At 37.8% G+C, this 24354-nt stretch carries 22 protein-coding genes; 20 read left to right on the forward strand and 2 right to left on the reverse strand.

Annotated elements, in window-relative coordinates; genetic code table 11:
- Positions 1 to 96: 96 nt before the first annotated feature.
- Genes LQE94_RS13460 through LQE94_RS13475 form a run of 4 tightly spaced genes read left to right on the forward strand, consistent with a single transcriptional unit; the run spans position 97 to position 4057 of the window.
- Positions 97 to 1113 carry a sugar ABC transporter substrate-binding protein gene (locus tag LQE94_RS13460; protein WP_240577925.1) on the forward strand — a complete coding sequence of 339 codons (1017 nt, stop codon included), beginning with the start codon at positions 97 to 99 and terminating at the stop codon, positions 1111 to 1113.
- A 12-nt stretch (positions 1114 to 1125) separates the two neighbouring features.
- Entirely contained in the window at positions 1126 to 2823 is a 1698-nt protein-coding gene (locus LQE94_RS13465) for an alpha-amylase family glycosyl hydrolase (RefSeq protein WP_240577926.1), read from the forward strand.
- 18 nt (positions 2824 to 2841) lie between these two features.
- Positions 2842 to 3390, forward strand: a complete 549-nt coding sequence (locus LQE94_RS13470; protein ID WP_118723876.1) for a DUF5662 family protein — start codon at positions 2842 to 2844, stop codon at positions 3388 to 3390.
- A gap of 19 nt (positions 3391 to 3409) precedes the next feature.
- Positions 3410 to 4057 carry a histidine phosphatase family protein gene (locus LQE94_RS13475; protein ID WP_118723875.1) on the forward strand — a complete coding sequence of 216 codons (648 nt, stop codon included), beginning with the start codon at positions 3410 to 3412 and terminating at the stop codon, positions 4055 to 4057.
- A 232-nt stretch (positions 4058 to 4289) separates the two neighbouring features.
- Here the strand turns inward: LQE94_RS13475 and LQE94_RS13480 are convergent, their stop codons facing one another.
- Positions 4290 to 5927, reverse strand: coding sequence for an ABC-F family ATP-binding cassette domain-containing protein (locus LQE94_RS13480; RefSeq protein WP_022076401.1), 1638 nt, complete (start codon positions 5925 to 5927; stop codon positions 4290 to 4292).
- 285 nt (positions 5928 to 6212) lie between these two features.
- Between LQE94_RS13480 and LQE94_RS13485 the strand changes: the two genes are divergently transcribed.
- From LQE94_RS13485 to LQE94_RS13535, 11 genes are all read left to right on the forward strand, one after another.
- Positions 6213 to 7070 (forward strand): patatin-like phospholipase family protein, encoded by an 858-nt coding sequence (locus tag LQE94_RS13485; protein ID WP_240577927.1) that lies wholly within the window; start codon positions 6213 to 6215, stop codon positions 7068 to 7070.
- 12 nt (positions 7071 to 7082) lie between these two features.
- Entirely contained in the window at positions 7083 to 9200 is a 2118-nt protein-coding gene (gene ppk1, locus LQE94_RS13490; RefSeq protein ID WP_240577928.1) for a polyphosphate kinase 1, read from the forward strand.
- 21 nt (positions 9201 to 9221) lie between these two features.
- Positions 9222 to 10268: an aldose epimerase family protein gene (locus tag LQE94_RS13495; protein WP_186865129.1), complete on the forward strand. Its 1047-nt coding sequence runs from the start codon at positions 9222 to 9224 to the stop codon at positions 10266 to 10268.
- A 23-nt stretch (positions 10269 to 10291) separates the two neighbouring features.
- Complete coding sequence (locus tag LQE94_RS13500) at positions 10292 to 12319, forward strand: DNA topoisomerase (RefSeq protein ID WP_240577929.1); 2028 nt, start codon at positions 10292 to 10294, stop codon at positions 12317 to 12319.
- Positions 12320 to 12334: 15 nt separating this feature from the next.
- Complete coding sequence (locus LQE94_RS13505; RefSeq protein WP_022076406.1) at positions 12335 to 13006, forward strand: acyltransferase; 672 nt, start codon at positions 12335 to 12337, stop codon at positions 13004 to 13006.
- 142 nt (positions 13007 to 13148) lie between these two features.
- Positions 13149 to 13625, forward strand: coding sequence for a methylglyoxal synthase (locus LQE94_RS13510; RefSeq protein WP_022076407.1), 477 nt, complete (start codon positions 13149 to 13151; stop codon positions 13623 to 13625).
- A gap of 344 nt (positions 13626 to 13969) precedes the next feature.
- Positions 13970 to 15058, forward strand: a complete 1089-nt coding sequence (gene recA, locus LQE94_RS13515) for a recombinase RecA (protein WP_022076408.1) — start codon at positions 13970 to 13972, stop codon at positions 15056 to 15058.
- Position 15059: 1 nt separating this feature from the next.
- Positions 15060 to 15674: a regulatory protein RecX gene (locus tag LQE94_RS13520; RefSeq protein WP_118723868.1), complete on the forward strand. Its 615-nt coding sequence runs from the start codon at positions 15060 to 15062 to the stop codon at positions 15672 to 15674.
- Positions 15675 to 15758: 84 nt separating this feature from the next.
- On the forward strand, positions 15759 to 17309 hold the full coding sequence (gene rny, locus LQE94_RS13525) for a ribonuclease Y (protein ID WP_022075790.1): 1551 nt from the start codon (positions 15759 to 15761) through the stop codon (positions 17307 to 17309).
- Between the two features lie 107 nt (positions 17310 to 17416).
- Entirely contained in the window at positions 17417 to 17956 is a 540-nt protein-coding gene (locus LQE94_RS13530) for an NUDIX hydrolase (protein ID WP_022075789.1), read from the forward strand.
- 70 nt (positions 17957 to 18026) lie between these two features.
- Positions 18027 to 18566 (forward strand): stage II sporulation protein M, encoded by a 540-nt coding sequence (locus LQE94_RS13535; RefSeq protein ID WP_118723866.1) that lies wholly within the window; start codon positions 18027 to 18029, stop codon positions 18564 to 18566.
- 50 nt (positions 18567 to 18616) lie between these two features.
- Here LQE94_RS13535 and LQE94_RS13540 read toward each other — a convergent pair whose 3' ends face one another.
- Entirely contained in the window at positions 18617 to 19942 is a 1326-nt protein-coding gene (locus LQE94_RS13540; protein WP_240577930.1) for a polysaccharide biosynthesis protein, read from the reverse strand.
- A 206-nt stretch (positions 19943 to 20148) separates the two neighbouring features.
- Between LQE94_RS13540 and LQE94_RS13545 the strand changes: the two genes are divergently transcribed.
- The 5 genes from LQE94_RS13545 to LQE94_RS13565 are packed head-to-tail and all read left to right on the forward strand — an operon-like array spanning position 20149 to position 24203.
- On the forward strand, positions 20149 to 20610 hold the full coding sequence (locus LQE94_RS13545; RefSeq protein ID WP_118723978.1) for an RrF2 family transcriptional regulator: 462 nt from the start codon (positions 20149 to 20151) through the stop codon (positions 20608 to 20610).
- 44 nt (positions 20611 to 20654) lie between these two features.
- Entirely contained in the window at positions 20655 to 21839 is a 1185-nt protein-coding gene (gene nifS / locus LQE94_RS13550; protein WP_118723864.1) for a cysteine desulfurase NifS, read from the forward strand.
- Positions 21840 to 21874: 35 nt separating this feature from the next.
- Positions 21875 to 22318 (forward strand): Fe-S cluster assembly scaffold protein NifU, encoded by a 444-nt coding sequence (nifU, locus tag LQE94_RS13555; protein WP_118737107.1) that lies wholly within the window; start codon positions 21875 to 21877, stop codon positions 22316 to 22318.
- Entirely contained in the window at positions 22318 to 23388 is a 1071-nt protein-coding gene (gene mnmA, locus LQE94_RS13560) for a tRNA 2-thiouridine(34) synthase MnmA (RefSeq protein ID WP_022075783.1), read from the forward strand. The genes nifU and mnmA overlap by 1 nt, the downstream gene beginning before the upstream one ends.
- Complete coding sequence (locus tag LQE94_RS13565) at positions 23385 to 24203, forward strand: histidinol-phosphatase HisJ family protein (protein WP_022075782.1); 819 nt, start codon at positions 23385 to 23387, stop codon at positions 24201 to 24203. Before mnmA ends, LQE94_RS13565 begins: the two co-directional genes overlap by 4 nt.
- The last annotated feature ends 151 nt before the right edge of the window (positions 24204 to 24354 follow it).

Raw genomic sequence — 24354 nt, forward strand, 5'->3', positions numbered from 1 at the left:
TGAAACGCAAGAAGAAGATGAAAACGAATTGACAAACGATGAAAAAAAGTTAGAATAGAATCAGTGAATTTGAATTATTGCAGGAGGAGATTGAAATTGAAGAAACGTATATTTACGATATTGATGGCAGTCATGATGATAACATTACTTTTAGCAGGTTGTAAAAAAACTGCAGGAACACCACAGGATAATACAACAAAAGAGACAGAAGAGGCAAAGGCAAAAGAAGCCCAGGAAGAAGCACAAGAAGAGGAAGAAGCAGGGCTTCTGTTTGGATATAGTTGTATCAATTTAGATAATCCATATTTCCAGGCACTGGAAAAGGCGATAGAGACATCTATCGGAGAAGATGTTCGAATTGTGTCTATGGGAGCTGAGAACGATGCTCAGAAACAGAATCAGCAGATACAGGAAATGATTGATATGGGAGTAGATGCAGTATTTTTGAGCCCGGTAGACTGGGAACAGATTGAGAGTGCACTGGAAGCATTGAAAGAAGCAGGCATTCCGGTTATCAATCTGGATACACAGGTGAAAAACTCTGATCTTACGGCAGCATTTATAGGATCAGATAATAAAAATGCAGGATATGTGTGCGGAAAAGATTTGAAGGAAAAATGTCCGGATGGAGGAAAAATCCTGATTTTTGAAAATAAGGGTATCAACTCTGTAAATGAACGAATTACAGGATTTGAACAAGCTATTTCCAATGCGGGATTTGAAGTGTTGAATCGTGCTGATGTGAATGGAGAAAAGCAAAAAGCATATGAACAGATGAAGAGTTTTTTGAAACAATATCCGGAAATTAATGCAGTCATGTGTGGAACGGATGAAGTTGCATTGGGAGTACTTCAGGCGGTGAATGAGGCAGGACGTAAGGATATTTATATTTATGGAGCTGACGGCTGTCCGGAAGCAAAGGAAGAAATTGCAAAAGAAGGAAGTGCATTTGTGGGAACAGGAGCACAGTCACCGATTAATATCGGAAAAGATGCTGCAAAAACAGTTATGGCAGTACTGGAAGATAAAGATTATGAAGAAGAGATACGAGAGGAAACATTTATCATTAATAAAGATAATGTAGAACTATATGGAACAAATGGCTGGCAGTAGGAGGACATCAGAATGAGGAGAGTGGAAGGAACACCACAGCCACTGGGGGCAACATCGTACCCGGGTTATACAAATTTTGCAGTATCAGTACCGGCAGGGAAAACATGTCGTTTATTGATCTATCAGAGAGGAAAAGTAGAACCGGTACAAACATTTGATATGCTGGAAGAAGAAGGAATTGGTGAAGTTCGATTTCTTGGTCTGGAGGGATTTCGTGCAGACAGACAGGAATATAATTTTGAAATAGATAAACAGGTTTGTATAGATCCTTATGTAAGAGAAGTTTCGCGAACAAAACGTTTTGGAGAAAAACCAAATCCGCAGAAACACGAAATCCGTGGGCGGGTTCCAGAAACAGCGTATGACTGGGAACAAGATCATCATTTAAAATTACCATTGAATGAAGTGATAGCATATAGTTTACATATAAGAGGATTTACAAAACACAGCTCATCAAAGGTAAAACACAAAGGTACATTTTTAGGAGTAATCGAGAAGATACCGTATTTGAAGTCTCTTGGCGTAAATCAAATTCAGTGTATGCCGATTTATGAGTTTTCAGAGATTGTCGGACATAAGACAAATTACTGGGGATATGGAAAAGGATATTATTTTGCTCCAAAGCCGTCTTACAGTGCTTCAGGGCATGCGTGTCGTGAATTGAAGGATATGGTGAAAGCATGTCATAGAGCAGGTATTGAAGTGGTGGTAGAGATGCCATTTACACCGGAGATACTGCCGCAGATGGCAATTGAATGTCTGAAATATTATATGCTGGAATATCATATAGATGGGTTTGTACTCAATCCATATAATGCTCCGTGGGAAAGTATGAAGCAAGATCCTCTTTTAAAAGGAATTAAGCTGATCCAAAAAGACGATGGATTCCAAAATGTGATGCGTCGCTTTTTGAAGGGAGATGAGGGCATGATCCCGGACGTTACCTGGGCAATCAAACATAATTCCAGTGAAGATAATAAGTATAATTATGTGACGAATCAGACAGGTTTTACCCTTCAGGATCTTGTATCATATGATGCAAAGCATAATGAAGAAAATGGAGAAAATAACCAGGATGGACCAGATTATAACTATAGCTGGAACTGCGGAGCAGAAGGTCCAAGCAGGAAAAAGGCAATTGTAGAATTACGAAAAAAACAAATCCGCAATGCTTTGATGTTGTTATTGCTATCTCAGGGAACACCATGCCTGCTTGCAGGAGATGAGTTTGGCAATACCCAGAAGGGAAACAATAACGTGTATTGTCAGGATAATGAGACGGCGTGGCTGAATTGGAATAAGAAAAAGATGAATGAAGCATTGTTTGAATATGTGAGAACATTGATTCAATTTAGAAAAGAACATACTTCTCTTCATAAAGAAATGCCATTGCTAGGTATGGATAAGACCGCATGTGGGCTTCCTGACATTTCATTTCACGGAGAACTGGCATGGCAGACGCCGGCAGCTGTTTATAGCAGGCAGCTCGGCGTATTGTATTGTGATAATGAAGCAAAGCAGGATACTTGTTATATAGCCTACAATATGCACTGGTTAAAGCATACATTTGCATTGCCATCCTTGCCGAAAGGAAAAAAATGGTATCGAGTTATGGATACAGCAACAGAAACGTGTGGTGAAAAGCTGGAGGAAATGCAGAAGGCAGTTCGGCTTGATGAGAGAAGTATCGTAGTATTGTGTGGAAAATAAAGAAAGTAGGAAGATATTTTGAAGGCAGTACAACATTTTCGAACAATTACGAAACACAAAATATTGGTTATGAAAGAGTGTTTTCGCGTAGGCTTATATCGACAGGGATTATTGCATGATATGTCAAAATACGGCTGGACAGAATTCAGAGTAGGATGTAAGTATTATCAGGGCACTAGAAGTCCGAATAATGCGGAAAGAGAAACTCTCGGTTATTCTTCAGCATGGCTTCATCATAAAGGAAGAAATAAGCATCATTATGAATATTGGATTGATTACGGACTTGATGGGAAGAAAGCTCTGATCGGTATGAAGATGCCCAAAAATTATGTGGTGGAGATGGTACTGGATCGTATTGCGGCAAGCAAGGTGTATAAAGGAGATGCATACAAAGATTCTGATCCGCTGGAATATTTTACACATGGCGGAACAGATGGATATGTGATGCATGAAGATACAAAAGCACTTTTGGAAAAATTGCTTCGGATGTTGGCAGACAAAGGAGAAGCAGAAACATTTGAATATATCAAAAAAGTTGTGCTGAAGGATAAAAATTTCTCATATTAGAGAAAAAGAGGAGAAAACAATGCTGATTTATATTGTACGACATGGAGAGACAGATTGGAACAAAGAGCATAAAGTACAGGGGGCTGTCGATATTCCGTTAAATAAATATGGAATCCATCTCGCAGAAGAGACGGCGGACGGCTTGGAGAATATCAGATTTGATGCAGCATATTCCAGTCCGCTTAGCAGAGCAAAAAAGACTGCGGAAGTGATTTTGAAAGGACGTAATATAAAAATAAAAGAAGATAAACGAATACAGGAAATTTGTTTCGGCGCTTATGAAGGTATGTGCATAGGCGGGGAAAAGATGGATCCGAAAAGTGGTGAGTTTAATAAATTTTTTGTGGATACAGAAAATTATGTTCCTATAGATGGCGGAGAAACTGTACCGCAGTTGATGAAAAGGACAGGAGAGTTTTTGCGTGAGCTGTGTGAAAATAAGGAACTATCTCAGAAGAATGTTCTGGTTACTACACACGGCGCTGCGATGACAGCATTATTAAACAATATCAAAGAAAATTTTGATGTGGCGGCATTTTGGAAAAATGGAGTTCCGGCAAACTGTGCAGTTACAATTGTAGATGTGAAGGAAGGAAAACCGGAAATTATAAAAGAAAATGTAATTTATTATAAAGAACAGGTTCGCACCTGGAAAGTAGGAAAATAAAAACCAGATAAAAAGAGCTTCGGACGAATATATCATCCGAAGCTCTTAAATTATGGTTACTGTTCACAGTACCTGTGACCAGCAACGCATCTCGCCATTTTAAATTGCCTTTGGCAATGGGCGAGATGCCGTTCAAGATAAAACGTGCATCCTCCGTGCCAATCAGCGTAGTGATTGACACGGGAGTGAACAGTAACAAATTATGAACTGTGATAAAAAGTAAGTGAGAAAATTAATCTTCGTCGTCTTCTTTATCTACAGTATAAGTCTGTCTCTTTCTTGCCATCTCGTCATTTTCAAGATACTCATCGTAAGTTGTGATCTTATCGATCAGTTTTCCGCCAGGAACAATCTCCATGATACGATTAGCTGTTGTCTGTACAATCTGGTGGTCACGAGATGTAAATAAGAGAACACCAGGGAATTTGATCATACCGTTGTTGAGTGCAGTGATAGACTCCATATCTAAATGGTTAGTAGGCTCATCTAAGAGTAATACATTAGCACCGGAAATCATCATCTTAGATAAAAGACAACGAACTTTCTCACCACCGGATAAAACTTTCAGACGTTTTACACCATCATCTCCGGCAAAGAGCATACGACCAAGGAATCCTCTGACATAAGTAGCATCTTTGTTTTCTGAATACTGTGTCAGCCACTCTGTGATTGTATAATCATTATCGAATTCTCCGCCAAAATCTTTTGGAAAATATGCCTGAGAAGTTGTGATTCCCCACTTATAAACACCTTCGTCCGGTTCCATCTCACCGATCAGAATCTTAAACAGAACTGTCTTTGCAAGCTCGTTGCTTCCGACAAAGGCAACTTTGTCATCATGATTTAGAGTAAAGGAAATGTTATCCAAAACTTTTACACCATCAATTGTTTTTGAAATTCCTTCAACAGATAATACTTCATTACCAATCTCACGATTTGGTCGGAAATCAATATAAGGATATTTTCTGCTGGAAGGTTTGATCTCATCCAGTTCGATTTTTTCAAGAGCACGTTTTCTTGAAGTAGCCTGTTTGGATTTAGAAGCATTGGCACTGAATCGAGAAATGAACTCCTGTAATTCTTTGATTTTTTCCTCTTTCTTTTTGTTTGCTTCTTTCATCTGACGGATCAAAAGCTGACTGGACTCATACCAGAAATCATAGTTACCGGCGTATAACTGGATTTTACCATAATCAATATCGGCAATCTGTGTACAGACTTTATTTAAGAAATAACGGTCATGGGATACAACAATAACTGTGTTTTCGAAGTTGATCAAAAACTCTTCAAGCCAGGCAATCGCATCCAGGTCCAAATGGTTAGTAGGCTCATCGAGAAGCAGAATATCCGGATTACCGAACAAAGCCTGAGCAAGCAGAACTTTCACTTTTTCAGCACCTGTCAGGTCACGAAGATATTTATAATGTAAATCAGTATCAATACCGAGTCCGTTCAATAATGTAGCAGCATCGGATTCTGCATTCCATCCGTCCATGGTAGCGAATTCTGCTTCCAGTTCGCTGGCTTTGATACCATCTTCATCTGTGAAATCTTCTTTGGCATAAATTTCTTCTTTTTCCTTCATAATTTCATACAGACGGGCATTCCCCATAATAACGGTATCTAATACAAGATAATCGTCATATTTGAAATGATCCTGCTGCAGGAAAGAAAGTCTCTGTCCCGGAGTGATCACGATTTCTCCGTTTGTTGGTTCAATCTGTCCGGAAAGAATTTTTAAGAATGTAGATTTTCCGGCACCGTTGGCACCGATCATTCCATAACAGTTTCCTTCAGTAAATTTGATATTAACATCTTCAAACAGCGCTTTCTTCCCGACGCGCAGTGTTACGTTGTTTGCACTAATCATGTTTTGGTTTCTCCTTTAAAATAAAAAACTTTGTTAATGGATAACAAGCTTCAATTGTTATCAGAACTCCAACGCTTATATTAACATGGTTTGGAGGCAAAAGGCAAGGTGTGTTGACCTTGGAAATTGCTTTTTGTGAAGAATTTCATTTTCTATTCAAAAAGAGTGGAAATGTTTTAAGAAATTTGTGGAGATTGTTATTTTCCAAAGGCAAAAAACGTTATATAATAGAGCTATTAAAATTTTTATTGTGGAGCCAGTCGCAAGAAAGTGAGGATGACATATATGGAGAAAGCAACGATTGTACTAGAAGGCGGAGCAACAAGAGGCGTATTTACATCAGGTGTTTTGGATTATCTGATGGAAAAAGATTTGTATTTTTCAAATGTGATCGGGGTATCGGCAGGGTCGTGCAATGCAGTAGATTATGTTTCAAAACAGCCGGGACGGACGAGAGACTGTATGATTCCGACAGATAAAAGTCTGAATTATGTGAATGGTTTACGTACTTTTATTAAAGAAAAATCATTGATGAATATGGATATGATTTTTGATAAATTTCCTCATGAAATATTTCCATTTGATTTTGAAACATATTTTAAATCAGAGACTAAATGTGAGATTGTGGCAACGAATTGTCTGACAGGAGAAGCAGAGTATCTTGAGGAAGGAAAGGATGAGAAGCGACTGATGAAAATCTGTCGTGCATCCTGCAGTATGCCGCTGGTAAGTCCAATTGTGAATGTAGATGAGGTTCCATATTTGGATGGCGGACTGGCAGATTCTATTCCGATTCGTCATGCACAGGAATTGGGAAACGAAAAAATTGTGGTTATATTGACGAGAAACAAAGGATATCGTAAGAAAACAATGAAAAGCAGTATAGTTCATCTGTATCGTAAACAGTATGCAGCATATCCAAATCTGGTGAAGACAATTCTTACCAGAAGTTTTATGTATAATAAAGAAATGAATCATATTGAACGTCTTGAGAGAGAAGGAAAAATATTTGTACTTCGTCCGGAAGTGAAACCAGTGTCCAGAATTGAGCGTAATGCGGCAACATTGAAGGAGTTTTACGATCATGGATATCAGTTGATGGAACGTGAATATGATAGATTGATAAAATATCTGGAAGTTTAGAGGAGGAATAACATGGCGAAAGAACATTTGGCATATACACAGAATCGTGAATTATCCTGGCTTCGCTTTGATCAGAGAGTATTAGAAGAGGCACAGGACGAGAGCGTTCCGTTGTTGGAGCGCATGAAATTCGTATCTATTTTCACAAGTAATCTGGATGAGTTTTTTATGATCCGAGTCGGCAGTCTTTATGATATGGCAGAAGCGGATGCAAAAAAAATAGACAAAAGATCCGGAATGACAGCGCAGGAACAGCTTCATGCAATTTATGAAGCGGTAGCTCCACTTTACAAAGAACGTGATAAAACCTATAGCGAGATTAAAAAGCAACTTTCACCATATGGAATCTGCGGTCTTGATTTTAAAGAATTAGAGCAGCAGGAGAAGAAGTATGTAAAAAAATATTTTAAAGAACAGATTCTTCCGATTTTGTCTCCTCAGATAGTCGATGCGAATCATCCGTTTCCGCATTTGCTTAATAAAGAGATTTATGTTGTGGCAATGTTGAAATATGAAGATCGCTCAATGATCGGAATCGTTCCGGTGCCACAGTTTGTCTCAGATATTTTATATCTTCCGGGGCATGATATACGTTATATCCGAATGGAGAAAGTAATTATGGAATATCTTGATATTGTGTTTGAACAATATCAAGTATCGGAAAAAAATTATATCTGCGTGACAAGAAATGCGGATGTGTCACCAGATGACGAGGCTTATGCTGATAATGAAGATTTTCGTTTTGTTATGAAGGAAACATTACATAAGAGAAGAAAAATGGCAGCAGTAAGACTCGAAACGGCAAATCCATTGAGCAAAGAAATGGAAAAATATTTCTGCGAAAAAATTAAAATCGGACATGAATGCATTTTCCGTACAAAGATGCCGATGAAACTGGATTTTATTTTTAAGATTATCGATAAAGTGCCGGATTCGATGAAGCGCTCCTTGATAGATGAACCATTTTCACCACAGCCGTCAGTTTCTCTTGTGGAAGGTAGCAGTGTGATGACACAGATAAAGAAAAGAGACATCATGCTGGCTTATCCTTATGAGAGTATGGAACCATTTTTGCAGTTGATCAAAGAAGCATCTACAGACCCGGATGTTATAACAATTAAAATTACCATTTACCGTCTGGCGAAGAAAACACGTCTGGCGGAATATTTGTGCGCAGCTGCGGAAAATGGTAAAGAAGTAACCGTATTGATTGAGCTTAGAGCAAGGTTTGATGAGCAGAATAATATCGACTGGTCAGAAAGAATGGAAGAGGCAGGATGCAGGGTAATTTACGGGTTTGAAGGATATAAAGTACATTCGAAAATCTGCCTGATCACGTATCGAAACCGAAATGAGATCAAATATATTACACAGATTGGAACAGGAAATTACAACGAAAAGACAGCGAAATTATATACGGATTATTCTCTGATGACTTCAAATCAATCAATAGGAGAAGATGCAGCACTTTTCTTTAAGAACATGTCAATCGGTAATCTTGATGGAGTTTATAAACATTTGATCGTATCACCTACCAGCTTAAAAACAAAGGTGTTAAGCCTGATGGATGAAGAAATCAAAAAAGGAGCAGAAGGACGTATTTTGATGAAAATGAATTCGGTGACGGATATGGATTTCATGAGAAAAGTTTCAGAAGCTTCCAAAGCAGGTGTGAAGGTGGATCTGATTGTTCGCGGAATTTGTTGTATATTGCCGGGGATTAAAGATGAGACCGAGAATTTGAAAGTGACAAGTATTGTCGGACGATATCTGGAACATCCAAGAGTATTTGTGTTTGGAAAAGATGAAAATGCTACGATATATATCGGATCAGCAGATATGATGACAAGAAATACGGAAAAACGTGTAGAAGTTGCGTGTCCGGTTTATGATCCAAATATTAAAAAACGTCTGCTCCGCGATTTGAAGATTATGCTTGCGGATAATGTAAAAGCAAGAGAGATGAAGAGCGATGGAACTTATCGGAAAAAGAACCGGGGAGACAGAATAATCTGTGCACAGGATGAATTTATGAAATATGCGATTACAGCAAAGCGTCCTGAAAAGAAAGAAAAACATATCACTCCGTTTGAAAAATTAAAAAAATTTTTAAAAATAAAAAGAAAATAAGACAGCAAAAGGAGAACAACTATGAAAGCAGTTCGTGTCGAAACATTTGGAAGTACATCAAAGAAAGAAGAAGCAGTTTTATATACACTGACAAACGAAAATGGAATGTCAGCATCTATAACAAACTATGGTGCAGCATTAGTAAAATTGAATGTGCCGGATAAAGAAGGAAAATTAAGAGATGTAGTTTTGGGGTATGATGATGTGACCGGATACGAAAAAGGAGGCGGATCGTTTGGCGCACCGGTAGGTCGTAATGCGAACCGTATCGGAGGTGCTGTTATTACAATTCAGGATAAGACATATGAACTTGAGAAAAATGATAATGGAAATAATCTTCACAGTGGAACAAATTATTATAATAAGAGAATATGGAATGTGGGTGAAAAAACAGATTCTAAAATAGAATTTGTTTTGCATAGTCCGGATGGGGATCAGGGATATCCGGGAACGCTGGATATGCATGTTACATATGAGTTGACAGAAGACAATGAGCTGAGACTTATATATGATGCGGTTCCAGATCAGGATACCATTATCAATATGACAAATCATAGTTATTTTAATCTTGACGGACATGACAGTGGGAACGTCTTAAAAGAACTGGTAACACTAGATGCGGATTATTTTACAAGAGCAGATGCACAGTCGATTCCAACAGGTGAATTAGTGGATGTGACAGGAACACCGATGGACTTTAGAATGCCAAGAGCACTTGGTGAAGCAATTGATGCAGATTATGAAGCAGTCCGGTTGGGAAAAGGATACGATCATAACTGGGTATTGAAAAATAATGGAAAATTTGATAAAGTAGCACAAGCAGTTTCAGAAAAAAGTGGGATTGTTATGGAAGTATGGACAGATTTGCCGGGAATGCAGATGTATACAGCAAATTTCCTTGATAATGAACACGGAAAAAATGGTGCAGTATACGGTATTCGGGATGCAGTATGTTTCGAGACACAGTATTTTCCAGATGCAGTACATCACGAAAATTTTGCCAGTCCAATCTGCAAAAAGGGCATGCCATATCACACAGTGACATCTTACAAATTTGAAACAAAATAGTAGTAGAAACGGATAGGGTAAGAATGGGGAAATCGGTATATATAGCAGAAAAGCCGAGTGTGGCACAGGAGTTTGCCAAGGCATTAAAATTAAAAACAAGACGCGGGGATGGATTCCTGGAATCAGATGAAGCAATTGTTACCTGGTGTGTGGGACACCTTGTGACGATGAGTTATCCGGAAGCTTATGATGCTTCTTTGAAGAAATGGAATCTTGACACGCTGCCGTTTCTCCCACAGGATTTTAAGTATGAAGTGATTCCGGGGGTGGAAAAGCAGTTTCGGATTGTGAGTAATATTTTAAATCGAGAAGATGTGGATTGTATTTATGTGTGTACGGACTCAGGACGTGAAGGAGAATATATTTATCGTCTGGTAGAGCAAGAGGCACATGTAGAAGGAAAAGAAAGAAAACGTGTCTGGATCGATTCTCAGACAGAAGAAGAAATCTTAAGAGGAATCAAGGAAGCGAAAGATTTGTCAGAATACGATAATTTAAGTGCTTCAGCATACTTGCGGGCAAAAGAAGACTATTTGATGGGGATTAATTTTTCGCGATTGTTGACATTGAAATATGGAAATAGTATTTCAAATTATCTGCATACAAAATATGCGGTTGTTTCAGTCGGCAGAGTAATGACCTGCGTACTTGGAATGGTTGTAAGAAGAGAGCGGGAAATCCGGGATTTTGTAAAAACACCATTTTATCGTGTGTTAAGTACGATAGATGTATCAGGACAGACATTCGAGGGAGAATGGCGTGCAGTAAAAGGGTCACGTTATTTTGAATCATTTGATCTGTATAAAGAAAATGGATTTAAAGAAAGAAAAAAAGCAGAAGAGTTGATTTCGTATCTTAAGGAAAAACAACCAATGGAATGCGAAATTGTATCCATTGAAAAAAAGAAAGAAAAGAAAAATCCACCATTGTTGTATAATCTGGCAGAGTTACAGAATGATTGTTCAAAACGATTTAAAATCAGCCCGGATGAGACATTGCGAATCGTGCAGGAGCTTTACGAGAAGAAACTGGTGACGTATCCAAGAACAGATGCGAGAGTATTGTCGACTGCAGTTGCAAAAGAAATCGGACATAATTTGAATGGGTTAATGAAATATCCGATGGCAGTACCTTATTTACAGGAAATCGTGAAGTTTGGAACACATAAAGGGCTGACAAAAACGCGATATGTAAATGATAAGCAGATTACAGATCACTATGCAATTATTCCAACCGGTCAGGGGATAGCGGCATTAAAGAGTGTATCGGTGACAGCAGGAAAGGTATATGATTGCATTGTAAGGCGTTTCTTAAGTATTTTCTATCCGCCGGCAGTATATCAAAAAGTTTCAATCACAACAAAAATTAGAGAGGAAAGCTTTTTTTCAAGTTTTAAAGTGCTGGCAGAGGAGGGCTATTTAAAAGTAGTTGGTGTTCCACAGAAAAAAATAGGACAAGATTCGAAAAATGAAGATGATAATGCACAGAATCTGGATGCTGCATTTTTTCAGACTGTGCAGGCATTAAAAAAAGGAATGCATTTGCCGGTAAAGGCGTTAAATATAAAAGAAGGTGAGACATCACCTCCGAAGCGTTATAATTCAGGGTCTATGATTCTGGCAATGGAAAATGCAGGACAGCTTATAGAAGATGAAGAATTACGTGCCCAGATTAAAGGAAGCGGGATTGGAACAAGTGCTACGAGGGCTGAGATTTTGAAAAAGCTGGTGAATATTAAGTATTTATCGTTAAATAAAAAAACGCAGATTATTACACCGACATTACAAGGTGAGATGATTTATGATGTGGTGAATCACTCAATCCGCTCTTTATTAAATCCGGAATTGACAGCAAGTTGGGAAAAGGGACTGAATTATGTGGCAGAAGGAGATATCACGCCAGATGAATACATGCAGAAACTCGAACACTTTATCGTCAGCAGGACAGAAGGGGTACGCGGTTTAAATAATCAATATCAGTTAAGAAATTGTTATGATAGAGCGGCAATATTTTATCATACAAATACAACAAAAGTGAAAAAATCAAAATAGAAGGAGCATTCAAAAATGAAAGAATTAACAGTAAAAGAACTTTATACGTTAGATGAGACAATCGCAAAAGATTTATTTGAAGGAGTTACTTATCCATGGGAAGTGCTTCCTAAAATCAGTGCATTTATCTTGGAGCTGGGAGCAACATTAAGTGAAGAGGAATATGAAAAACGTGGAGAGAATGTCTGGGTTGCAAAATCCGCTACAGTTGCACCGACAGCTTACATCAACGGACCGGCTATCATTGGGAAAAATGCGGAAGTAAGACATTGTGCATTTATAAGAGGAAATGCAATCGTAGGTGAAGGCGCAGTCGTTGGAAACTCAACGGAATTAAAAAATGTAGTTCTTTTTAATAAAGTACAGGTTCCACATTATAATTATGTAGGCGACTCTATTCTTGGATATAAATCACACATGGGAGCAGGTTCTATTACATCCAATGTAAAATCAGATAAGAAACTGGTTGTTGTTAAGACAGAAGAAGGAAATATCGAGACAGGGATGAAGAAGTTTGGAGCTATGGTTGGAGATGAAGTAGAAGTTGGATGCGGAAGTATTTTGAATCCGGGAACAGTAGTGGGAAGCCACACAAATATTTATCCATTGTCTTCAGTGAGAGGATTTGTTCCGGCAGGAAGTATTTACAAAAAACAGGGCGAAGTGGTAGAAAAACAGAATTTGTAAAAAATTGGTAAAACAAATAAAAAAACTGCTGTTAAGCCTAGATTTATGGTACAATAAATACAATTCGATGTCCTTGATAAAATTTGTTACAAGGCGCCGTCTGAATTATATAACAGGAGAAAGAAGACAGGAGGACGACATTATGTTGGATGAAAATTTTGTAACATTGGAAATTGGGAAAGCAAAACATATAGCACTTGTAGCCCATGATGGAAAGAAGAAAGAATTGGTAGAATGGTGCGATAAAAACAAAGAAATTTTAAAAGGACATTTTCTTTGTGGTACAGGTACAACAGCAAAATTAATTTCAGAGAAGACGGGACTTCCGGTAAAAGGATATTGCAGCGGACCATTAGGAGGAGACCAGCAGATTGGAGCTAAGATTGTAGAAGGACAGATTGATTTTATGATTTTCCTGTGGGATCCGTTGGAAGCGCAGCCACATGATCCTGATGTAAAAGCATTGCTTAGAATTGCAGTCGTATATGATATTCCGGTAGCGAATAATCTGGCGACAGCAGACTTTATATTGCATTCTGAATTTATGGATAAGCCATACGAGAGAAAGATTGAGAATTTTGGTAAGACAATTCAGGATCGTGTGAACCGAATGAAATAGAATAGATAGAAGAGGGCAGAACGTTGTTTTATGACAGGGACTGCTCTTTTTTGTTATCGTAATGAGAAATTTGAAAAACTGCTTGCAAAAAATGAAACAACCATATTATAATAAATTTATCCACAAAATCTGTGGAATCAATGTGCGAGGATTCAAATCGCATAAAGAGTCAGAATATCTTTTGATTCTTACTATTTCCAAAGAAAAATATAAAAATTGAATAGAGCCTGAAAAAAGCGAGGTGGTAAAGTGGATAAAAATATTTATTGACTTTTTGAAATAATTATACTACTATATTAACAGAAGGACGAACAACTGTTCGAATTTAAAAGGAGAGTCAAGCTATGGCGAACGCAAATGAAGAGAAGAAGAAAGCGCTGGATGCAGCGATTGCAAAATTAGAGAAAGATTTTGGTAAAGGGGCAGTGATGAAGCTGGGAGATTCCGGAGCTCATGTGAATGTGGAGACTGTTCCTACAGGCTGTTTGAGTCTTGATCTGGCATTGGGACTTGGCGGAGTGCCAAAGGGAAGAATTATTGAAGTGTACGGACCAGAGTCAAGCGGTAAGACAACAGTTGCATTACATATGATCGCAGAAGTACAGAAGAGAGGCGGAATTGCTGGATTTGTAGATGCAGAGCACGCATTGGATCCTGTATATGCAAAGAATATAGGTGTTGATATCGACGAGTTATATATTTCGCAGCCGGACAGCGGAGATCAGGCACTTGAGATCGCTGAGACGATGGTGCGTTCAGGAGCGATGGATATTATTGTTATTGACTCTGTAGCAGCATTGGTTCCGAGACAGGAGATTGAAGGGGATATGGGTGACAGTCATGTCGGTCTGCAGGCAAGATTAATGTCACAGGCGTTGAGAAAATTGACACCGGTTATCAGTAAGTCTAATTGCGTTGTTATTTTTATCAATCAGTTGCGAGAAAAAGTTGGAGTTATGTTCGGTAATCCAGAGACAACAACAGGTGGTCGTGCGTTGAAGTTTTATGCTTCTGTGCGTATGGACGTGCGTCGTATTGAGACATTAAAGCAAAGCGGTGAGATGGTAGGTAACCGTACCCGAATCAAGATTGTGAAGAATAAGATTGCACCTCCGTTTAAAGAGGCAGAATTTGATATTATGTTCGGAAAAGGAATTTCTAAATCAGGGGATATTCTGGACCTTGCAGCAAACTGCGATGTTGTGAAGAAGAGTGGTGCATGGTATGCTTATGAAGGAGAAAAAATCGGACAGGGACGTGAAAACGCAAAATCTTTCCTGGAAGCAAACCCAGAGATTATGGATGAAATCGAGAAAAAGGTAAGAACACACTATCATCTTGGGGCAGAATATGCAGAAGATGCTGCAGAGGATCTGAAGTTAAAAAAAGCTCCTGCTGATGTAGAAAAAGTGGAAAGTCCGGAAGAAAAATAAGATGCAGGTAACAAAAGTAGAAGCACTGACAAAGACAAAGTGGAAGGTGGAACTGGATGGCCAGTTCGCCTTCGTTTTGTATAAGAAAGAAATATCACGATTTGGAATTGAAGTGAATGGAGAACTCAGTGAAGAATTGTATGAACAGATTAAGAAGAATGTCGTGTTAAAAAGGGCAAAATTGCGGGCGATGCATTTGCTGACAGATATGGCAAGGACAGAATCACAATTGAGGGATAAACTAAAAAGAAATATGTATCCGGAAGATGTGATATCACAAGCAATCGCATATGTAAAATCATTTGGTTATATCAATGATGAAGCATATATTGAAAATTTTATACAAAGCAAACGAGAAACAAAAAGCAGAAAAGAGATTTATGCATTGTTACTTGGAAAAGGAGTGTCATCAGAACAAATTGACCTGGTGTTTGAACAATGTTATGAAAAAAACACAGAGCAAGAGGCAATTTCGCGCCTGATCCGCAAAAGAAATGTGGATATTTTGCATGCTTCCGAGCAAGAATTACACAAATTATATGGTTATCTTGCACGAAAAGGATTTCAATATGATGATATCCGTCAAGTGATACAAAACTATAAGGACAATGCTTGACAGAATTGTGAAAACAGTATAAAATTTATATGTTGTATTTATGAGAAAAAATGTACAATGAAAATTTAATAAGGAGGTGCTCCTGTGCAATTAATAAGTATAATTATTGCTATAGCCCTCGCGTTGATAGTTGGGATTGTTACTCACTTTGTTACGATTTCCAATTTAAAGAAGGATGCAGATTCTAAAATTGGAAATGCAGAATCAAAGGCAAGAGAGATAATCGATGATGCCGTTAAAACTGCTGAAACAACGAAAAAAGAAGCTCTTTTGGAAGTGAAGGAAGAGTCTATAAAGACAAAGAATGAACTTGAGAAAGAGACAAAGGAAAGAAGAGCCGAATTGCAGTCTTATGAAAAACGTGTGCTTGCAAAAGAAGCGTCAGTTGACAAAAGAACAGAGGCAATCGGACAGCGCGAAGCAAGGTTTACAGCGAAGGAAGAACAGCTCAGACAGAAAGAACTGAAAGTGGAAGAGCTGAATCAAAAAAGAGTACAGGAACTGGAACGAATCTCAGGACTTACCTCCGAACAAGCAAAAGAATATCTGTTAAAAACTGTGGAAGATGATGTGAAGCATGATACAGCTAAGATGATCAAAGACTTGGAGACACAGGCAAAAGCGGATGCTGACAAGAAAGCAAAAGAATATGTTGTCAGTGCCATTCAGCGTTGTGCAGCAGATCATGTAGCTGAGACAACAATTTCTGTTGTACAGCTTCCAAGCGATGAAATGAAAGGAAGAATTATCGGACGTGAGGGACGTAATATCCGTACCCTTGAGACGTTGACAGGTGTTGAACTGATTATTGATGATACACCGGAAGCGGTTGTATTGTCCGGATTTGACCCAATTCGTCGTGAAATCGCAAGAATTGCTCTGGAAAGATTGATCGTAGATGGTCGTATCCATCCGGCAAGAATTGAGGAGATGGTGGAAAAAGCACAAAGAGAAGTAGAAACAATGATCCGAGAAGAAGGAGAGGCTGCAGCACTGGAAGTTGGTGTAACAGGTATCCATCCGGAATTGATTCGCTTACTTGGACGTATGAAGTTCAGAACAAGTTACGGACAGAATGCATTAAAACATTCTGTAGAAGTAGCACAGCTTTCAGGTTTATTAGCCGGGGAGATTGGTCTGGATGTTCGTATGGCAAAACGTGCAGGTCTATTACATGATATCGGTAAATCAATTGATCATGATGTAGAAGGATCTCATATTCAGATTGGTGCTGATCTTTGTAGAAAATACAAAGAATCCGCAACTGTTATCAATACAGTAGAGTCTCATCATGGAGATACAGAACCACAAACTTTGATTGCATGTGTGGTTCAGGCAGCAGACACAATTTCTGCAGCAAGACCGGGAGCAAGAAGAGAGACAATTGAAACATATACAAACAGATTAAAACAGTTAGAAGAGATTACAAACCAGTTTAAAGGGGTTGATAAATCTTTTGCTATTCAGGCAGGTAGAGAGATTCGAGTAATGGTAGTTCCAGAACAGGTAACCGATGATGATATGGTACTTATGGCTAGAGATATTGCAAAACAGATTGAATTTGAATTAGAATATCCGGGTCAGATTAAAGTAAATGTAATTCGTGAATCACGTGTTACAGATTATGCAAAATAACAGATAATCGGACTGTTTTATAAAAGTATGACCCTTGTCGTAAGACAAGGGTTTCTTTGTATATCCGGTATGTAGAATATTTGCCCGGTACAAGAAAAGGAGATAAAATGAGTGAACATTTTAAAAGATTAAAAAGAGAATTAAAATTTAAAGGCGCGATTATTGATTTTTATCAGGATACGATGGAGATTGATGGGAATCATACAGCAACCTGGGATTTTATTAACCACAAAGGAGCTGCGGCTGTTGTTCCTGTTACAAAAGAAGGAAAAATTCTGATGGTAAGACAATACCGTAATGCATTAGATCGATATACATTGGAGATACCTGCAGGCGCGTTGGATGCGGTAGATGAACCAGGAATCGAATGTGCATCAAGAGAACTGGAAGAAGAGACAGGATATAAGAGTAACAATTTGGAATGGCTTATCACTCTTCGGACAACAGTAGCATTTTGTAATGAAAAAATAGAAGTATTTGTAGCAAGAGATTTGATTCCATCACATCAGCATCTGGATGAAGATGAATTTATCGATTTGAAAGAGTATACATTGGATGAATTGAAAGAAAAAATCTTTTCAGGGGAAATCGAAGATTCAAAAACAGTATCTGCTTTGATGGCGTATGCAGTAAAATTTCATCAATAAGAATAAAGTATGTAGTTAAAATGCCTGGCATATAATGGAGTATCAATTATGAAAAACAGGAGGAATATCTGTGAGATCACTTCAGGTGAAAAAGCAACTTTTAGCTTTTTTTATGCCAGGCTTTTTAATTGGTATTTTATATGCCAATTGCTTTTTGAAACAGACAATAGTAGATACGAATCTTTTTGATATTGAAATTTTAAAGAAGTATACAGAAATAAACTCATTTGGAAACATTTATTTCCTCTATATTGTCCAAATCCGTCTAATTCCGTTTGCGTTATTAATGGCATTGGCATTTACAAAAATAAAGAAGCTGTTAATGCCGATTGTGGTCAGTGGCAGTGCGTTTTCGATTGGAATATTACTGACAGTTGCAGTTATAAAAATGGGAATGAAAGGAGTTTTACTTTGTATTGTATCCGTAATTCCTCAAACGATATGTTATGTGCCGGCATATTTAGTTTTATTGATATACTGTATGCAATATCCGAGCGGACAGTGGAGCCGACAGAAAACAGTTTTTGTCTTTGGCATGTTGATGATAGGGATGATGATAGAGGCATATCTGACGCCGGTAATAATAAGAAGTATTTTAAGGCAGTACTAAAAAGTATGGTAGCTTCATGTAAATTAAAATGCATGAAACTACCATATTTTTTATTGGTTTATAGAAAACCAGTGATAGATAAGAAGAATGCAAAGAAGACTGACAAGTAATTGACTGCTGAGCAGTCCCCATAAATAACCTTGTATTCCAAAGAGCGGGATGATATAAAAAACACTGAGAATTCTTACAGACAAGCCGAATGTATTAATTAGAAATGTCCATCCTGTTTTACCCAGACCATTTATAATACTTAAAAAAGAAGAATTTACATACAAGAAAGGGCAAATCCAAGAAAGCGTTACAATAAAATTTCCGGCTGAATCACTATGAAAAAGAATATTTCCGAGTAAATGACCAAAAAGCAGAAAGCATAAACAGGAGAATAAACCAAGAGAAAAACAAAATCTGCTTACTTTTTTTATAATTCGTAGTAAAGAAGAAGGATCTTGAGCTGCCTGAATCTCAGCAACAGCGGGCATCAACATAATAGACAATGAACTAGTGACAGCCGTAGGGAAAAGAATGCATGGCAAAGCCATTCCGTTTAATACACCGTAAATCCGAAGAGACTCCGAAGCGGAATACTGAAAACGTCTTAATTGCACAGGGATGGAAATTGCTTCTATACTCTGTAAGAGATTAATTAATACGCGATTGGCAGTGAGTGGAATGGACAAAGATAATAACTCGCGTAAGTGACGGGGAAAATTTTTGCATAGATTAGTTATTGTAGTCAAAGTACAAGAAAAATAATTAAAAATTTGTGCGGCATATGCGGTTGAAAATAATTCACCTATAACAAGACCACTGACGGCTATGGAAATAGATACGGTATGTCCTTTTCGGATTAGAAGGAAGAAAAAAATGTAAACGGATAAAATACGAGTACTTTGTTCTATAAGCTGCGAAATAGCAGGAATCTTAGTTTCCTTAAGACCATAATAATATCCACAGATACAACTGTGAATAGCACAGAAAGGGAAAGCATAGGACAAGATGATTAGCATGTTTTTACAGCGGGAATCATGTAAAAGCCTATCGGCGATAAAGAATGCGTTTTTTTGAATAAAGAAAGTACAAAAAAGGGAAAGAAAGAAAGCGATAGTTAATCCTGATAATAAAACTTCTTTGGCTTCATCGGGTTTGCCAAGAGCCTGTTTGCGGGCAACGGTACGAGAAAGAGCGGTTTCTATACCAGAAATGGAAAATGAGATGCAAAGTGCATATACAGGGAAAATAAGCTGATAAAGACCGATGCCTTCTTCACCAAAAACACGACTCAAAAAAATACGATAAAAAAATCCTATAAACCGGCTTAGAAAACCAGTTAATGTTAAAATAACTGTTCCGAGAATAATTGATTGCTTTTTAGACATAGAAAACCTTATATAATCACAATTATAAAAAGAAAAAACTGTGATTTCAAAATGCTATTTCTATAAAATATTCAATTCCCTTCCTTGACAGAACAATAGAAAAATGATATTCTACCAATGTAAAATCCTAGCAGAATAATAGGAATTAAAACAGTAGGAAATAAAACACTAGGAAATAGATGCATAAAAAGTCAGAAGGTGATAAATTGAAATTATCTACAAAAGGAAGATATGGACTGCGTGCGCTGATCGATCTGGCACAATATAGTGAGGAGGAGCCTGTTTCTATAACAAGCATTTCCAACAGACAGGGAATCTCAGAACGTTATTTAGAACAGCTTATGGCAAAGCTTAAGAAAGCAGAAATCGTAAAAAGTATACGAGGCGCCGGAGGCGGGTATATATTAGGAAAAGATATGCATGAGATTTCAGTAGGAGATGTATTAAGAGCATTGGAGGGAAGTTTAGATCCGGTAGAATGTTCAGGGCTCAGTGCTGAAGAAGGCTGTTCAGCCTCGGAAAATTGCGTTACCAAATATGTATGGCAAAAGATTAATGACAGTATCAATCAGACGGTAGACAGTATTATGTTAGATCAACTTGTAGAAGAAAGTAAACAGAAATGCTGTGATGCAGGTATGACACAGTCTGGGAAATGTAAGAATTAAGATAAAAAATAAGACAAGATAATAGAACTGGCGGAGGAAATACAATGAGCAGATTAATTTATTTAGATAATGCAGCAACAACAAAAACTGCACCGGAAGTTGTAGAAGCAATGCTTCCATATTTTACAGAACATTATGGAAATCCATCTAGTATTTATGGATTTGCTGCTGCGAACAAAGAAGTGATTACAAAGCAAAGAGAAACAATTGCAAATGCATTGGGTGCAAAAACAAATGAAATTTATTTCACAGCAGGTGGTTCGGAATCCGACAACTGGGCACTGAAAGCAACAGCGGAAGCTTACGAGAAAAAAGGAAAACATATTATCACAAGTAAAATCGAACACCATGCGATTCTGCATACATGTGAATATCTTGAGAAGCGTGGCTATGAAGTGACATACCTTAATGTAGATGAGAATGGTGTCGTGGATTTGGAGGAACTCAAAGCTGCAATCCGTCCGGATACAATTTTAATTTCAGTTATGTTTGCAAATAATGAGATTGGTACAATTCAGCCAATCAAAGAGATTGGTGAGATTGCACATGAACATGGAATTCTCTTCCATACAGATGCGGTTCAGGCATTTGGACAGGTTCCAATTAATGTAGATGAATGTCATATTGATATGCTTAGTGCAAGTGGACATAAGTTGAATGGACCGAAGGGAATCGGTTTCTTATATATTAGAACAGGTGTTAAAATACGTTCGTTTGTTCATGGCGGTGCACAGGAAAGAAAACGTCGTGCAGGTACAGAGAATGTTCCTGGAATCGTCGGAATAGGAAAAGCAACAGAGCGTGCAATCAGCACAATGAAAGAACGTACTGCAAAAGAAATAGAATTGAGAGATTATCTGATCGAAAGAATTGAAAATGAGATTCCGTATTGCCGCCTTAACGGAGATAGAAAAAAACGTTTACCAAATAATGTGAATTTCAGTTTCCGCTTTGTAGAAGGAGAATCCCTTTTGATCATGCTTGATATGAAAGGTATTTGTGCTTCAAGTGGTTCAGCATGTACATCAGGTTCATTGGATCCATCCCATGTACTTTTGGCAATCGGACTTCCACATGAAATTGCACATGGTTCTTTGAGAATGACATTGAGTGAGGAAGTGTCAAAAGAAGATTTGGATTATGTAGTAGACAACTTAAAAGCAATTGTGGAGAATTTAAGAAAGATGTCTCCATTATATGAGGATTTTGTGAAAAAACAAAATAAATAAAAGATAAGCGAAAGAAAACCAGGAGGAAATATAATATGTATTCAGAAAAAGTTATGGATCATTTTCAACATCCAAGAAATGTAGGAGAAATCGAAAACGCAAGTGGAGTAGGTACAGTAGGTAATGCAAAATGTGGAGATATCATGAGAATTTATCTTGATATTGATGAAAATCAGATCATCCGTGATGTAAAGTTTAAAACATTTGGATGCGGTGCAGCAGTTGCAACAAGCAGTATGGCAACAGAACTTGTAAAAGGTAAAAATATCCAGGAGGCAATGCAGATTACAAACAAAGCAGTTATGGAGGCTCTTGATGGACTTCCACCGGTAAAAGTACATTGCTCACTGCTTGCCGAAGAAGCCATCCATGCAGCACTTTGGGATTATGCAGAAAAAAATGGTATTAAGATTGAAGGACTTGAAAAACCAAAATCAGATATCCATGAAGGTGAAGAAGAGGAAGAAGAGGAATATTAATGAGCACAGTAGTAGTAGGAATGTCCGGAGGTGTGGATTCTTCTGTTGCAGCATATCTGTTGAAAGAACAAGGATATGATGTAGTAGGAGTGACAATGCAGATCTGGCAGGATGAAGAACAGGCTGTACAAGAAGAAAATGGTGGATGCTGCGGGTTGAGTGCAGTAGAAGATGCACGCCGCGTAGCAGCAAATTTGGGAATTCCATATTATGTAATGAATTTCAAACAGGAATTCAAAGAAAATGTGATAGATTATTTTGTGGATGAATATCTTCATGGAAGAACTCCAAATCCGTGTATTGCATGCAATCGATATGTAAAATGGGAGTCCTTGCTGACAAGAAGTCTTTCAATTGGAGCAGATTATATTGCGACAGGACATTATGCGAGAATTGATCAGCTTGAGAATGGCAGATATGCGATTCGGCGTTCTGCTACACTGGCAAAGGATCAGACTTATGCACTGTACAATTTGACACAAGAACAACTGAAAAGAACGTTGATGCCAGTCGGACAGTATTCAAAAGATGAGATTCGCAAGATAGCAGAGAAGATAGGATTATTGGTTGCAAATAAGCCGGACAGTCAGGATATATGTTTTGTACCGGATGGAGACTATGCTGCTTATATAGAAGAAAATGCAGGTGTAAAAATTCCGGAAGGTAATTTTGTAACATTAGATGGGAAGGTTTTAGGAAAGCATAAAGGAATCATTCATTATACAGTGGGGCAACGAAAAGGTCTTGGTCTGTCATTGGGATACCCGGCTTTTGTATTGGAAATTCGTCCGGAGACAAATGAAGTTGTGATTGGAACAAATGAAGATTCAATGACAACCACATTAAAGGCAAACAGGGTGAATTTTATGTCGGTTGAAGATTTGCCGGAACCAAAAAGAGTTTTTGCAAAAATCAGATATAATCATAAAGGTGCCTGGTGTACGGTAGAAAAAACAGGTGAAGATGAGATTACCTGTACATTTGAAGAACCACAAAGAGCAGTGACCCCGGGACAGGCAGTTGTATTGTATGATGGAGAATATGTACTTGGAGGCGGAACAATCATATGATATTAAGCGACAGCCATATGCACACCATTTTTTCTACAGACAGTGATACGCCGGTGGAAAAAATGATAGATGGTGCAATAGCAAAAGGATTAAGATCAATTTGCATTACAGATCATTTTGATAAAGATTTTCCTTCTGATACAGAATTTGGGAAAGATGCTTTTCAATTCGATTTGGATGAATATATGCATACCATGAAAAAAATACAGAAAGAATATGAAGATAAGATACATATTCGAATTGGAATAGAGCTTGGACTGCAGACTCATTTGCAAGAATTCTATCAAAAACTGACACAACAGTATCCATTTGATTTTGTAATTGGTTCTGTACATCTGGTAGATGGGAAAGATCCGTACTACAGAGAGGGGTTCGCTGAATTGTCGGACCGCGAATTATATAGAAAAGGATTTGAGAATACTTTAGAAAACCTGCAACATGTAACAGCATTCGATGTGCTGGGGCATTTGGACTATGTAGTGCGTTATGGGACTTACAAGGAAAAAGAATATTCACAGACAGAGTTTTCAGATATTATTGATGAAATTCTAAAACGCGTTATTGAGCTTGGAAAGGGCATTGAGTTAAATACCGCAGGATGGAAATATGGACTTCCGTTTTGTAATCCGCACCCGGATGTGTTGAAAAGATACCGGGAGCTTGGAGGAGAAATCATAACGATTGGAGCGGACGGACATAAGCCGGAACATATTGCATATGATTTCGGAAAGGTAAATGATGTCTTAAAGGCTTGTGGGTTTAAATATTATACAGAATTTGAAGAAAGAAAACCGATTTTTAAACAACTTACATAAAAAACAAACAAAATGGATTTAGGACTTGAATTTTTGTTTTTGTTTTAGTACAATAATCTCAGTTGATGAATCTTTAACAAAGTAATTGAGCTTTGTTAAATGGATATCACCATGATAGACTGTATTACAGTTAACAATTTATATAACTTTA

Source organism: Mediterraneibacter sp. NSJ-151, from assembly GCF_022487435.1.
GTDB lineage: Bacteria > Bacillota > Clostridia > Lachnospirales > Lachnospiraceae > Schaedlerella > Schaedlerella hominis.

Excerpts from the sequence above, each read along its gene's own strand:
- LQE94_RS13480 (WP_022076401.1), bottom strand. The coding sequence starts at position 5,927 with ATGATTAGTGCAAACAACGTAACACTGCGCGTCGGGAAGAAAGCGCTG.
- nifU (WP_118737107.1), top strand. The coding sequence starts at position 21,875 with ATGTATTCAGAAAAAGTTATGGATCATTTTCAACATCCAAGAAATGTA.
- LQE94_RS13565 (WP_022075782.1), top strand. The coding sequence starts at position 23,385 with ATGATATTAAGCGACAGCCATATGCACACCATTTTTTCTACAGACAGT.
- LQE94_RS13505 (WP_022076406.1), top strand. The coding sequence starts at position 12,335 with ATGAAAGAATTAACAGTAAAAGAACTTTATACGTTAGATGAGACAATC.
- LQE94_RS13500 (WP_240577929.1), top strand. The coding sequence starts at position 10,292 with ATGGGGAAATCGGTATATATAGCAGAAAAGCCGAGTGTGGCACAGGAG.
- LQE94_RS13520 (WP_118723868.1), top strand. The coding sequence starts at position 15,060 with ATGCAGGTAACAAAAGTAGAAGCACTGACAAAGACAAAGTGGAAGGTG.
- LQE94_RS13475 (WP_118723875.1), top strand. The coding sequence starts at position 3,410 with ATGCTGATTTATATTGTACGACATGGAGAGACAGATTGGAACAAAGAG.
- LQE94_RS13510 (WP_022076407.1), top strand. The coding sequence starts at position 13,149 with ATGTTGGATGAAAATTTTGTAACATTGGAAATTGGGAAAGCAAAACAT.
- LQE94_RS13540 (WP_240577930.1), bottom strand. The coding sequence starts at position 19,942 with ATGTCTAAAAAGCAATCAATTATTCTCGGAACAGTTATTTTAACATTA.
- ppk1 (WP_240577928.1), top strand. The coding sequence starts at position 7,083 with ATGGCGAAAGAACATTTGGCATATACACAGAATCGTGAATTATCCTGG.
- mnmA (WP_022075783.1), top strand. The coding sequence starts at position 22,318 with ATGAGCACAGTAGTAGTAGGAATGTCCGGAGGTGTGGATTCTTCTGTT.
- recA (WP_022076408.1), top strand. The coding sequence starts at position 13,970 with ATGGCGAACGCAAATGAAGAGAAGAAGAAAGCGCTGGATGCAGCGATT.
- LQE94_RS13465 (WP_240577926.1), top strand. The coding sequence starts at position 1,126 with ATGAGGAGAGTGGAAGGAACACCACAGCCACTGGGGGCAACATCGTAC.
- LQE94_RS13530 (WP_022075789.1), top strand. The coding sequence starts at position 17,417 with ATGAGTGAACATTTTAAAAGATTAAAAAGAGAATTAAAATTTAAAGGC.
- nifS (WP_118723864.1), top strand. The coding sequence starts at position 20,655 with ATGAGCAGATTAATTTATTTAGATAATGCAGCAACAACAAAAACTGCA.
- LQE94_RS13485 (WP_240577927.1), top strand. The coding sequence starts at position 6,213 with ATGGAGAAAGCAACGATTGTACTAGAAGGCGGAGCAACAAGAGGCGTA.
- LQE94_RS13495 (WP_186865129.1), top strand. The coding sequence starts at position 9,222 with ATGAAAGCAGTTCGTGTCGAAACATTTGGAAGTACATCAAAGAAAGAA.